This window comes from Candidatus Babeliaceae bacterium (assembly GCA_041660765.1).
Classification (GTDB): Bacteria; Babelota; Babeliae; order Babelales; family Babelaceae; genus JBAZVR01.
The window spans coordinates 26473-39330 of sequence record JBAZVR010000003.1 but is presented as its reverse complement, the minus strand read 5'-3'; the positions used below and the strand labels follow the sequence as shown (position 1 = coordinate 39330).

10 protein-coding genes are annotated in these 12858 nt (G+C 37.4%); 2 read left to right on the top strand and 8 right to left on the bottom strand.

Annotated features, from left to right (window positions below; translation table 11 throughout):
• The first annotated feature begins 49 nt into the window (after positions 1–49).
• Complete coding sequence (locus WC707_05965; GenBank protein MFA6066699.1) at positions 50–5605, top strand: cell envelope integrity protein TolA; 5556 nt, start codon at positions 50–52, stop codon at positions 5603–5605.
• A gap of 43 nt (positions 5606–5648) precedes the next feature.
• On the opposite strand, the gene WC707_05960 is transcribed toward WC707_05965, so the two are convergent.
• Together WC707_05960 and WC707_05955 are read right to left on the bottom strand one after the other, a co-directional pair.
• The gene (locus WC707_05960) at positions 5649–6038 is read right to left on the bottom strand and encodes a hypothetical protein (GenBank protein MFA6066698.1); all 390 of its coding nucleotides are present in this window, start codon (positions 6036–6038) and stop codon (positions 5649–5651) included.
• Between the two features lie 284 nt (positions 6039–6322).
• Positions 6323–6538 carry a hypothetical protein gene (locus WC707_05955; GenBank protein MFA6066697.1) on the bottom strand — a complete coding sequence of 72 codons (216 nt, stop codon included), beginning with the start codon at positions 6536–6538 and terminating at the stop codon, positions 6323–6325.
• Between the two features lie 48 nt (positions 6539–6586).
• Between WC707_05955 and arfB the strand changes: the two genes are divergently transcribed.
• Complete coding sequence (arfB, locus tag WC707_05950; GenBank protein MFA6066696.1) at positions 6587–7108, top strand: alternative ribosome rescue aminoacyl-tRNA hydrolase ArfB; 522 nt, start codon at positions 6587–6589, stop codon at positions 7106–7108.
• A 16-nt stretch (positions 7109–7124) separates the two neighbouring features.
• Here the strand turns inward: arfB and WC707_05945 are convergent, their stop codons facing one another.
• From WC707_05945 to WC707_05920, 6 genes are all read right to left on the bottom strand, one after another.
• Positions 7125–9215 (bottom strand): ankyrin repeat domain-containing protein, encoded by a 2091-nt coding sequence (locus WC707_05945; protein MFA6066695.1) that lies wholly within the window; start codon positions 9213–9215, stop codon positions 7125–7127.
• Between the two features lie 30 nt (positions 9216–9245).
• The gene (locus tag WC707_05940; GenBank protein MFA6066694.1) at positions 9246–11087 is read right to left on the bottom strand and encodes an ankyrin repeat domain-containing protein; all 1842 of its coding nucleotides are present in this window, start codon (positions 11085–11087) and stop codon (positions 9246–9248) included.
• Positions 11088–11177: 90 nt separating this feature from the next.
• Complete coding sequence (locus tag WC707_05935; protein MFA6066693.1) at positions 11178–11483, bottom strand: hypothetical protein; 306 nt, start codon at positions 11481–11483, stop codon at positions 11178–11180.
• A gap of 3 nt (positions 11484–11486) precedes the next feature.
• Positions 11487–11921, bottom strand: coding sequence for an NUDIX domain-containing protein (locus tag WC707_05930; protein MFA6066692.1), 435 nt, complete (start codon positions 11919–11921; stop codon positions 11487–11489).
• 5 nt (positions 11922–11926) lie between these two features.
• Positions 11927–12376, bottom strand: a complete 450-nt coding sequence (gene smpB, locus WC707_05925; protein ID MFA6066691.1) for an SsrA-binding protein SmpB — start codon at positions 12374–12376, stop codon at positions 11927–11929.
• Complete coding sequence (locus WC707_05920; protein MFA6066690.1) at positions 12373–12849, bottom strand: DUF2062 domain-containing protein; 477 nt, start codon at positions 12847–12849, stop codon at positions 12373–12375. The genes smpB and WC707_05920 overlap by 4 nt, the downstream gene beginning before the upstream one ends.
• Between the last annotated feature and the right edge of the window lie 9 nt (positions 12850–12858).

The window sequence follows — 12858 nt, the reverse complement described above, 5'->3', positions numbered from 1 at the left end:
TACGTCATTTTTTTAAACTTTTGTATGTGATTTATTTACAGGAGAGTTTATGAAAAAAATACTTATTATATTGTTAAGCGCTATTTTTTATACTTACACCATTGATTTTAATTTAAATAAAATACCGCAGGGAACTGTTGTTAAACTGCTCAAACTTCCTGATCTTATTCCAGCTACACAATCAAGCAAACTAAAAAATGTAAGACTCGAAGACGTGACACTAGAAAGCGTTGAAGCAACCATAAGCATGCCGGCCTATGTACAACTCAGCGGAACGATGGATATTTCAGGATTATCACTTCCTGGCATTGCAACGAATAAAAAGCTTATTATGACAGCGGCACTGTTTGCAACCACTCAATCACAAACGGCTACAACGATTCAACCGAGTAGTGTTGCTGCCCAAGCAAAAAAAGATGCGCAAAAAAAATTTGAAGAAACTGCACGGCAACAGGTCATGCAGCCAGGTAAGCTTGAAGAAAAATTTTATACTACTCCTGATAAAGAAGGTTATTTAAGAACAAGCGAAAATAGAGTTTACGTTGTTGATGATGCCGGTAAAAAAATAGTATTTCCAGCACAAATAACTACATTATTTAACCAAAACGAATTACAAAATATTATTACTATCCCAGAATTTAAAGAGATTTTAAGCCGCCCCTTCAAAAATATAGAAACATTCAAAACTAATGTAAGAGAAGCGGCAAAAAAATTAATTAGTGATAAAAAATATACTGCCGAAAGTTTGTATGAAAAAGCAGGATCCAACATATTGCAACAACCAGCAGGCGTTGTTCAAAAGGCTGAACTCAAACAACAATCACTCGAAGAAGAATTTTACACTACTCCGGATAAAGATGGCTATTTAAGAACCTCTAAAAACAGAGTGTATGTTATTGATGATGCTGGTAAAAAAATAATACTCCCAGCAAAAATAACTACATTATATAGCCAGCAACAACTACAAGATATTATTGCTATCCCAGAATTTAAAGAACTTTTAAGCGGTCCGGCTGAACAAATAACAGCAAAAAATTTACTAGCAATCACCAAAAAACTGGTTGAGGCTCGTAAATACACTGAGAGTCAGCTGTCAGATCTATTAGAAACAAAACTATCAAAACCAGCAACTCAGCAAGAAGAAGCTAATAAACCTCGAGCTTCACAAGTACTTGGAAACACATTAGAAGATTATGTTGTTTTGCCATCAGACGCTGAAAAATATCAACCTGGAAATAAGGATTGGAAGAAACTAAATGATTGGTTGTATCGTAATAAAAAAACTGGCCTGAGATACGTTATGGCTGTTGATTTAAGAACCGGCTATTACTTAGATGAAGCAGCTCTACAAAAATTCGATTCAGATCAGATCAAATCATTTGTAAATAATGTTAAAGAAAAATATTTTACTCGTCCTGATAAAAACGGTTATTTAAGAACCAGCAACAATAGAGTTTACGTTGTTGATAATGCCGGTAATAAAATAACGATGCCAGCAAAAGTAACTACATTATATAACCCACAACAGCTACAAAATATTATCGTTATCCCAGAATTTAAAGAACTTTTGAGCGGCCGAGATGATCAACTAACGGCGAGAAATTTACTAGAAGTTACCAAAAAACTGGTTGATTCTCATAAATACACCGACCAACAGATATCAGAAATATTAGAATCAAAAACATCACAACAAGCGGTTGTAAAAAAACAGACCATCGATGAATTAAATGTGTTAAAAGAAAAACTGCTGAAGCAAGGCAAAGAGGTTGATAAAGAGCCTATACGTCCACAGGCTGAAGAAGAATCTTTTGAATTGAATGTTTTTGACCCAATTTTGGTCAAGGCTCAGGGTGCTTATCTGGGTGAAATGTCTGGACTAGATAAAAATGTGCAGCTTCCAAAGATAAAAGAAGTAACCGCGGGTGGATTATCAATAACTGTAGATGGAAATGTCATGGTTGGACAAGGCGGCCGTATATTTCTTTTTACAGAAGATGTTAAAAATTTTACTAAAGAACAACTTTTAAACCTTACCCCTCGTTTATCAGCTCAAGTTAAACCCCGTTTAGCAACACAAGAAGATGGCTACTTGAGAACCAGCAAAAATGAGGCTTATATTGTTGATAGTACTGGCAAAAAAATTATACTCCCAGAAAAAGTAACTACATGGTATAGCCCCCAAGAACTACAGAAGCTTATTGTTATTCCAGAATTTGAAAAACTTTTCAACGGCCCAATTGAACAAATAACAGAGAGCAATTTCAAAGCGGCTGCCGAAAAACTGGTTAATTCTGGTAAATACACCGACAAACAGCTAGCAAATTTATTAGAAACCAAAATAGTAAAAGCACGACGACAAGCTGAAAACCAAATAAAAATGAATCGTGAAAAAATGGGCAACTTACTTATGCAAGAATTAACCGGCAAAGAAGGTCCTATTCTCAAAAGCACAGAAACTTATAAAAGTCCTGTGAGCGACAGTGTCATTAAAAAAAGTATTACACAAGCGGGAAATATATTAATCGAAGCTCATGGAAGAAGATTTCTTTATAAGCCAGGCGCTGAAATTTTTGAACCGTATATGCTAGGGGAAGCATTCAAAACAGCATACCACTCTAACTATGGGCCCTATACTGCAGAATCTGAACCGCAGCAAGGCTCTAAAGCAATACGGGAAAAATCAACGCCGGCTATCCCTGTGATGGAAGAAGAGCAAGCTCAGGGATTAAAGAATGTGCAGAAACTTCAGGAGCAAGAGGCGGCAAAAAGACAACCGACCACTGCGGCTGAAAAAGCGCATTTGCAAGAAGAGCTTAATAAGCTGGCAAGAGAGTTGCAGCCGCAAGAGTTAGAAAAAACTCAAAAAGCTGCTGTTAAGATAAAAGAAGAAGCTCCACCAGAAAAAGCTCTTCCAAAGACACCCATTGAAGAACAAGAACATGCCGCAAAAAATGGTTACATAGGTAAAGTGAGCCCTAAATACGCTGCCGAGCTTATTGGAGGTGGCAAACTGGACCCTGAAGTACCTACTCATCGAGCGCAGAGCGGAGATGTGCTTGTTTGGGATAAGGCTAAAAAAAACTTATATCTGTTTAAAGAAGAACCCGTGGCCGCGGTGGGAGGACCACAACTTCAGGAATTTGGAGAAAAATTTGCCGCGCCATCAGATAAAGTTATAACAAAAAAGAGTGAGCTGCAACAAGCTGAACGCGCCCAAGAATTACAAGCAAAAAGTAGTCAAGAAACACCTCAAGAACAAGTAGCGAAAAAACAACTGAGGGAGAAAATTATAGAAAAAGTGTTCCGTAATAAATTTGCAATAGGAGCACAATCAATAGTTGGTGGAGCGCTCTTTACCGCGCGATTAGATACACCGGATTATAAACCATTTGGTGATATTTCTATGGATGCTGTTGATGCTATTATGGGCAAAATTGTACACAGCATCACACTTGATAACAGCGAACTTGGTTTTTATATTAGCCCTGCTGGAATAGCTAACTTTTTTGTCGATGGTTCAGGATCCATATTTAATATACCGCTTATGGTACGACTATTCATTAATCTAGAACCGGGTAATAGTGGCCTTGTATTGCAAGCCGGTTTGCCTAAAGTCTGGAAATTTTCTGATAGCTTTCCGACATTAAAAACACTTGATTTTTTAGAAATAAAAAAAGCATATGCATATATTTCGAGCATCCGGTATATCGACTATAGCATTGCAACACAAATGATTCCTGGAGCAGGAGCTGGTGCAACCGTATCCGGCCGTCCAAGTATTGGCATTACACCCGGAATAGAATTGCGCCCCGGCGTTTCCGTCTATGGTGAAATTAATCTAAAAAAACTGCTCCCCTTTCTTAAAGAATATGAAGCAGGACTAGAAACAGCTTCACTCTATGGAACTGTAAGTTGGAACCCAGATAATGTACTATTTGGCGTTGGATTACCCGATCTTATTAAACTGAGCGGCAAAGGGCCATTTAAATCAGCAGGAACATGGGTAGAAATACGTGGTACGCCAAGCGTTGCGATTATAGTTGCCTTTACCTTTATACCATCATCTCAAGACGGGCCGCTAACATTAACTGGCCGATTTAATATGGGCACTGAAGAAGCAATTGTTGCATTTACTCTGCAAGGCGTATGGGAAAATGTCTTTGGCATCAATGGTCTTGCTCTCAGTAATCTTGCTATACAAGTTAATGCGAATTATAAGTTGCTTATCGCAAGCGGATTGCCGTCTGCTTTAGGTATGATAGGCACTATAGAACTTGGCAAAATTCCGAATCTTAAAAAGATAACTCTTGCGGGTAAGTTTGATACAACAAATGTTAAAGATTTCGCGCTGCAGGGCAAGCTTGAGGGTACAATAACGATGCGAGAAGTTTTAGAAACCTGTGAAACGCTTGCTGCTAATAGTATAAAGACGGTTGCCCATGCAGTTACAAAATCAACAGCAGCAAATAAAACAATTGATGATATTACCCGAGAATTCAACGTTATTATGAATGCGCCCGTGGTTAAACAACTGGTTGATATAGAATTTAAAGATATAGAGGTTACTCTTGCCCCGCAACCCGTACGCATTGGGGAAATTGTTATATTGCAAGGCTTCACGATTAAAGGCGCATGTAAAATATTGGGCGTTGATGCACATCTTGTTATCAGTGTCAGCAAATCAGGCTTATTGATAGAAGGATACCTATCTCCTATTAATCTTGGAGGGATATTTAAACTCACAGGAACCGGCCGTGATAAAAAATTTGGCACACCTGATGATGGTGCCATTATCAGTTGCGCGCTCAATATGAGCGATCAACATTTTATTATTTCTGGTGTAGTTGAGTTTCTGGGCATGAGCGAACAAACGCAGATAACACTGGATAAAGATGGTTATAACTGCTTCTTAGAAGGTAAGCTATGGGGAATCTTTGAAGCGGCTACTCATATATATACGCGCGGTAGCATCAAAAATCCTGATGTGTATTTTAAAAGCACCATGAAGAATGATATCTTTAAATTCTTGGAAGAAAAAGTATTCCGTGAATTGGATAAAGTGTCTTCTGAATTACGCGGTAAAGTAGGAGGCGCGGTCAAAACAATTACAAAAGAACGTGACAAACTTGATGTTCTTAATAACCAAATACGTGATTTTGACCGACAAATTAATGAAAGAAAAAAGAAAATAGATAGTCTTTCTGGAAATGTTATCGAGGGTATCAAAAATTCTCCCGAAATAATAAAATTAGGCTTTGAAGTAACGGGTCTAGAAATTGCCAAAGGATCCACTATTGCAGCACGGGAAACGGCAAAAGGAACAATGACCGCTGGCGCAGAAGTGACTAAGGCATTGGGAGAAGGAGCAAGTCAGATTCTTGAATTGCCAGAAAAAGTGTTTTTTGTAAAAGAATGCTTGATAGAAGAATCATTGCAAAATTTTGTTCGTGGAAAATTACCACATGTTAAATTGACGTATATGCTGCTTAACAAAGAATATAAACTTGATCTTGAACTTGATTTGAGCAGTAAAGAAAAAGCCGCTCATAGCGCTGAAGAAGTTGCTCGCCAGGTGTTGAAATCACTAACGCTTGGTAAAGTATAATTTAAAAAGGGCCCATTATAATAATGGGCCCCTCATAAATTTATTACTTATGTTTGCAAATCAATTGTTTTTTTAGTTGTCCTATCTTTTTTTCAGACCGATAGGCTTTAACAAAATTATAACTCATTATAGATCCGAGTATTACATGTGGAACAAGGGGAAGTGCCGCATCAACACAAGCGGGAGCTATGCCGAAAGAATACGACTGAGATACAATACATTGATGCGCTATTGAAATCCAAGGGAGCGATTGCGGCACTAACATAACCGCCAAAACACCCGCTCCTGCAGCAGATCCCTGCAGAAGATATGCATCTTGTGCACGTTGTTCGACACGTATTGCTTGATCAACATGGCGCACATCTCCATCCTCCATGCTATAAAGCGCACTTACAAAAATACAGCTTAACAGTATGCTATGTTTATAATTCACGATAAATTCCTGTTGTAAGAATATTGTTAATAAATTGCAATCTAGTATATACAAAGATTAAGAAAAAAATTATTTTTTAAAAATATCGTCTAAATTTTTCCAGCTAACGACAATACCCTGCGGCCATTCTTGATTTTTCGATCCACCATAAATCACATATCCGAGGTGTTGATCTTTGGTAATCGCTTGCCAATAGGACAATACTTTAAAAAATTCACTTACTATAGTAGAACTTGCTTTGATTTTTATAGGTATGAGCCTATTATCTTTTTGGATAATGCAGTCTATTTCATTACCCGTTTGATTTTTCCAAAAAAAGACATTTTGAGGGCGCTCTCCGTTATTATAATAATGTTTAATAATGAAACATAGGCATGTTGTTTGAACGCACCCCTTGCCAAAGTTGTTTTACCCGATTGTCGTGGGCCCAAAATGACAATGACCGGCATTTTTTGGGCTCGTTGTATAATAATTGGCTCAAGATTTCTTTGTAATAACATACGTCTCCATCTTTGTTTTTGGCTATACATGACAAATATGACATAGCTATGCTAGATTTGTCAGCGGCCTGCGTTTATTTCTTATCCTGGATAAAATTGTGTACCATAATAATAGATTTAAGTACAAAAAAAGAGGGAAATATGGAAGATTTGCCGATCAAGAATGGCATAGTAATTCCAGGCAGTGAACTTGAAGTTGTCGCAAGTAGATCTGGTGGGCCGGGTGGGCAGCATGTTAATGTAACAAACACGCGAATAACATTGCGCTGGAATATCCCCAACACGAGTGCACTGGGCGAGATTCAAAAAGCACGTGTGATGGAAAAATTGCAGTCAAAGTTGACGACCGAGGGGGATTTGATTGTTCATAATAGTACTGGGCGCAGCCAGCAACAGAATAAAGAAATGGCATTCGCCAATCTAGCAGAAATGGTGCGCACAGCACTTATCATACCCAAAAAGCGTAAGCGCATGCGCATATCAAAATCTGCCAAAGAAGCCCGCTTACAATCAAAAACTCATCGAAGCACCATCAAAAAACTACGCAACAAAAAAATTCAGGATTATTAACATTTTTTACAACGCACTAATCTTTTAACGTCTCAAGCAATTTAATAATCTTGTCATTTTTCTGAGCAAGCTCTAGCGCCTTCTGTTTTTGCCCGCTTATTTTGTCACCATATTTTTCTACTAATATTTGTACCATAGGATAATTGCCATTGATTACTGCAGATTGAAGAAGAGTACGATCACCGACATCCATCGATCTACTCAAAATATTCTTATCTTTATCTGTTTCAAGCAAAGCGCCAAGTAGTAACTTAGTAGTCTTCATAGCGTCATCTTCTCGATCACTACCTTGAAATTTTTGCAATGCCTCTATGGTGACACGCAACATTTTAGCAGTGGCATCTGCTCCATGGCCAATGAGCGTTTCAACTATGTCTGCCTTGCCATATTCAACAGCCCGCATCAGGGCAGTTTTTTTTTCGTTATTTTGCGTATTTATGTATTCTTTTACATATTCTTTTTGACGACCAGAAGACACTTTCTCTATAATTTTATTAACAAAATCTATATTGCGCCAAGCAGCATACATCAACACCGTATTGTCGCCCCTATCTTTTTTTGTTACATCTTGGCCTTGAGCCGCTAATAATGCGTCTATAAATTTATTTGCACCACGTTTATCAATTGCATGCATAAGAGCCGTCATGCCATTAATATCAGTGGCGTTAACATCTGCACCATGCGCAAGTAATGTATTGATGACATCAATACCACATTTTTTCATCGCATTAACCTCCCATATAAGAAGCGGCTCGCCATCAAACTTAATATCTTTGCATGTATCAGGATAAGCTTTAATCAATGCGATCCTATTGTCACATGTCTTGCCCTCGCCATAAAAATTTTTATACTCAAATGTTTTTTGCTCAAGTTTTACAGGAGCTGGTGGTGAAGATTGTTTTGTATTTGGCACCATCTCAGATTTTTGTTCTTTATGCTTTGGCGCTCCAAGTAGAGTAATAATCTTTTCATAGGCCTTATGTTTTTCAATATCCGTTTCTGGAATTATCTTTTTTGCCGCTTCGGCTATCTCTAATGCAGTTTTGTCGCTTTTGTTAGTAAAGTTTTTGTCGGCGTTATATTTTTTTGATAATATGTCGCGTACCATGTTGTAATTGCCATCGGCTGCTGCACGGGTAAGAAGAGTCTCCCCATCATTGTCCCATTCACTAAAAATAAAGTTATCTTTATTAAATAATCCCTTAAGTAGGTGGCGGATAATGGAATCAGCTATATATTCTTTATCCGTATTTTGAAAGTTTCGCCATTTTTCTACCGCCATATTCAACGTTTCAGGAGTAACATCTGCCTCACTTTTAACGAGTTCTTCAACTATGAGTGGCTGGTTCAATTCAATAGCTCTTATTAGAGCAGTTTTCCCCTCATCGTTTTGCATATTTATGTATTCATTTTTATGCTCAACATCTACTTTTTTTATAATTTCAGGAACAAGATCTATATCGATACCAGCAGCATACATCAGGGCCGTAAAGCCTCGCCTATCTTTCACCATTACGTCTTGTTTTTGAGCACTTAATAAGTGATGTACGATCCATAAACGCCTCTTATTAATTGCATGCATAAGGGGAGTCATGCCCTCAGTATCAGTTGCGTTAACATCAGCCTCAGATGCAAGTAATGTATTGATGACATCAAGACTACATCCTTCACTTTTCTTACGAAGCGCTTCCATTCTACCATATTGCTTAATCTCATTATTGTTAATACTACATGGTTCAAGGTTATTAATTTCCCATATAATAAGCGGATCGCCATGATACTTAGCATCTTTGTATGTATCAGGATCAGATTTAATCAAGGCAATCCTATCGGTATATGTCTTGCCCTCATCATAAAAATCATCATACACAAATGTTTTTTGCTCTGGTGCTTTAAATGGCTGGGTTTTTTTAGTTTGACGAAACTTACGATAAGTTTCAGTAATACTTTGCTGAGCATTAATTGCTTTAGACTTAAACGCGCTAGCAATTGCCGTAATTTTATGTTCTGCTGCACGAAACATTGTTGTAATAGTGTCCCAATAGCTCGCTGGTTTGAGTGTCATAACCGTACATAGAGAAATAACAAGCATCGCTTTTTTCATCATAATCCTATTTCTCTAATTATTTAATAATTATTATTTGAGTAAATTAATAATATTTTCATAGGCCTTGTGTTTTTCAATATCCGTTTCTGGAATTATCTTTTTTGCCGCTTCAGCTATCTCTAATGCAGTTTTATGGTTCTTGTTAGTCAAGCTTTTGTCGGCACTATAACCTTCTAGTAATAGTTTTACTAACCCTTCATTGCCTATTGTTACCATGCGCATGAGAAGGGTTTGGCCTGTATTATCATCTTTCTTATTAATAATACTCTTATCGTTGTTATGTATAGCCTTAAGTAGATCAGAAAAAATGACTACTGATCGTCCCATAGCGAATGGATCAGTTTCGTCTTTAAGTGCCGCCTCTGCAATGTCAAGTACTGTATGATTTGCCTTATTTTTAAGAGTAAAATCTATCTTATTGTTATTAAGAAGGCTCCTAATCGCTGCTGAATCGCGTCGAGACGCAGCCATCATAAGAGCTGTATCCCCATCAGTATCTTGAATATTTATGTTTATCGTTTTACTTGATAATAATGTTTTTATAAACTTATTCGCCCCTTCAACAATAATTGCATGCATAAGAGCCGTCATGCCTTTACTATCAAGTGCGTTAACATCAGCACCAAATTCTATTAATTGTTTAACGACTGCTCTGCTGCCTTGCTCCCCAGCCATTACTTCACGTATTATAAATGGCGTACCATCTTTAGTCTTGGCATCTTTATAATCGGGATGATCTTGAAGTAATTCAAGCCTCATTTTACCTGTTTTACCATGGCCATACCAATCATCAAGATTAAATTCTTCTGGATTTGATACCGCCTCAGATTTTGATCCCTCAGATAGCATGTCGCGAATTTGTTTATAAATAAAGTGATCAAAATGGATTGATGGAGCTGCAATCATTTTTGCATCAGCTATCTCTAATGCAGTTTTGTTGCTTTTATTAACCAAGTCTTTTCTCGCATTATATTTATTATTTACTAATATTTGTACCATTCTCATATTGCCTGCCTCTACAGCTCGCATGAGAAGGGTATCCCCACTATCATCCGGTGCATTAATAATAGCTGGATCATGCTTAAGCAAGGCATTAAGCAATAGCTGAACAATGGCTTCCTGTTTGGTCAAAACGGATAGCTCTTTTGATGTTTTTAAAAATGCAGCTGCAATATCCAATGCTGTTTTGCCTGCACGATTTTTAATGGCAAGATCCGCCACTATGTTCTTATATTCGATAAGTTGTTGAACTACCTGTGGATCATTTTTTGACACAGCCATCATAAGAGCTGTATCTCCATCAGCATCTTGAATATTTATGTCCGTTGCCACTCCTTCCAATAAAACCTCTATAAATCTTCTTGCACCAGAAGTTTTAATTGCATGCATGAGAGCCGTCATGCCTTTACCATCAATTGCGTTAACATCAGCATCAGATTTCATTAATTGATTAACGACTGCTCTGCTGCCTTTATCTGCAGCCATTACTTCACGTATTATAAATGGCGTACCATCTTTAGTCTTGGCATCTTTATAATCGGGATGATCTTGAAGTAATTTAAGCCTCATTTTACCTGTTTTACCATCGCCATACCAATCATCAAGATTAAATTCTTCTGACACTTTAGATTTTGACGTTTGAGATTGTTCTGGCCTTGCAACAGGCGGGACTTGTTTAGTCTGACGAAGCCTCTGGTAAGCTGCAATAATACTTTGCTGAGCACTAATTGCTTTAGACTTAAACGCGCTAGCAATTGCCGTAATTTTATGTCCCGCTGCACGAAACATTGTTGTAATAGTGTCCCAATAGCTCGCTGGTTTTAGCGTCATAACTGTACATAGAGAAATAACAAGCATTATTTTTTTCATCATAATCCTATCTTATTGAAGCATACATAAGCGCTGTTATTAATTATAATAGAATAAATACACGTCAAAACGCTAGAAATAAATTATATGTTATTATTTCTTTGGGGTATCCCACGTACCATTAGCTATACGCTGTGCTTTATTTTTCCAAAAATTATTAAGCTGCTCTATCGTCGCTTTATAATGAGATAGTACCTCTTCTGGGGATGCTTCTTTTTTAAACGAAAGCAAAGCTATGGGTGCATACTCTTCTTGTGGCGTTGTGAGAATTGGAATGCGATAAGCATTTCCTGCTACTGCAGATAATACAACAAGACCTTCATATCGCTCTGCGTCCATCGCATATGCGAAAGTAGAATACAATACACTAACAATAAAAAAAATTTTGAATATTTTCATATTTTACCATCCATATTCTGAATATACTATTCCATTAAAACTATCTATAAGAGCGGCTCTATGCGCCGGAATCATCGTATCGGGCAAGTTATCAATAGAACACCAGTCAAGCATGTCATGCTTATGCGGTTCTTTATTGAACGGCTCTTGTTCCCAGATACGTACAATAAAAAAAGAAATCAGATATTCTTCTGTTTGACCTTTGCGATGCAACAAATGCACAAATTCAAGATCATCAACATCAATAATAGCACCAACTTCTTCAAATACTTCTCGAGCGGCAGCTTGCCGTATTGTCTCATCTGCATCGACATGCCCACCAGGACAATGATATAATCCAGGAGCAAATGACGCCTGGTCATTTCTTCTAATCAATAAAATTTTGTTATCTTTAATTAAAGCAACGCTTACGGCAGGTGTTAATTTATAGCGCGTCATGATACCTAAATTCCTTTAAGTTCACGACGAGTTTGTCGTGCTATGTCACGTTCTTTAATAACTTCTTTACGTTCATGTGCTTTTTTATGCTTAGCAATGCCAAGATCAACCTTAACTCTTCCACGTTCATTAAAATACAGCTTGAGCGGCACAAGCGTTATCCCCTTGCGAGCAATATCACCCACAAGTTTATTAAGTTGCTTTTTATGAACTAATAATTTTCTTGTTCTGCGTGTAAGATCTTCATCTTTGTTATATGCATGAGAATAGGGAGAAATATGACAGTTTATCAGCGTCAATTCTCCATCATGAATTACAGCAAATGCACCGGTCAAATTAGCATGCCCAGCTCGCAATGCTTTAACTTCATTACCGGTCAGTACCATGCCAGCTTCAAGATGATCTAATATTTCATATTCAAAAAAAGCTTTTTTGTTGTTCGCAATAATTTTCATGATTTAGTCGCTCTTTTAGATGCAATACGTGTGAATAACATGAGAGCGCACGGATACGTAACTAATGCCACAATAGTTGATAAAATAAGCCCGCCGATGACAAAGTTCCAAAAGGCCAATTCACAAATACCAAGATATTTGATCAAATAAACACCTATTTTATTATTTATCCAATACATAAATGAAGGATTGTAAGGCATCAAGTCTGTATGTAAAATACAACGAGCAAACCAATCGCCCACATAATAATCAAACGCGGCTATGGGTATCATAGTCCAGGGATTATTGATGAGGTATAATATAGTTATAGATATAGTGGGATTCAATTTAAAGATCCAACTTATAGGAAAAAGAAGCCACGTTTGCAAGCCCCAAAAAGGAGACGCGGCTGTTGACGCACCAAAAGTTACCGCAAGGGCTAATTTATGCGGCGATGACTCTGCGCTAAATATTTTTTTTAAAAATTTTTTCATAATTTTGAA

Bases quoted from the DNA above. Each gene is read 5' to 3' on its own strand.
- WC707_05955 (MFA6066697.1), bottom strand. From the start codon at position 6,538: ATGTTATTACAAAGAAATCTTGAGCCAATTATTATACAACGAGCCCAA.
- WC707_05920 (MFA6066690.1), bottom strand. From the start codon at position 12,849: ATGAAAAAATTTTTAAAAAAAATATTTAGCGCAGAGTCATCGCCGCAT.
- WC707_05945 (MFA6066695.1), bottom strand. From the start codon at position 9,215: ATGATGAAAAAAGCGATGCTTGTTATTTCTCTATGTACGGTTATGACA.
- smpB (MFA6066691.1), bottom strand. From the start codon at position 12,376: ATGAAAATTATTGCGAACAACAAAAAAGCTTTTTTTGAATATGAAATA.
- arfB (MFA6066696.1), top strand. From the start codon at position 6,587: ATGCTAGATTTGTCAGCGGCCTGCGTTTATTTCTTATCCTGGATAAAA.
- WC707_05940 (MFA6066694.1), bottom strand. From the start codon at position 11,087: ATGATGAAAAAAATAATGCTTGTTATTTCTCTATGTACAGTTATGACG.
- WC707_05930 (MFA6066692.1), bottom strand. From the start codon at position 11,921: ATGACGCGCTATAAATTAACACCTGCCGTAAGCGTTGCTTTAATTAAA.
- WC707_05935 (MFA6066693.1), bottom strand. From the start codon at position 11,483: ATGAAAATATTCAAAATTTTTTTTATTGTTAGTGTATTGTATTCTACT.
- WC707_05965 (MFA6066699.1), top strand. From the start codon at position 50: ATGAAAAAAATACTTATTATATTGTTAAGCGCTATTTTTTATACTTAC.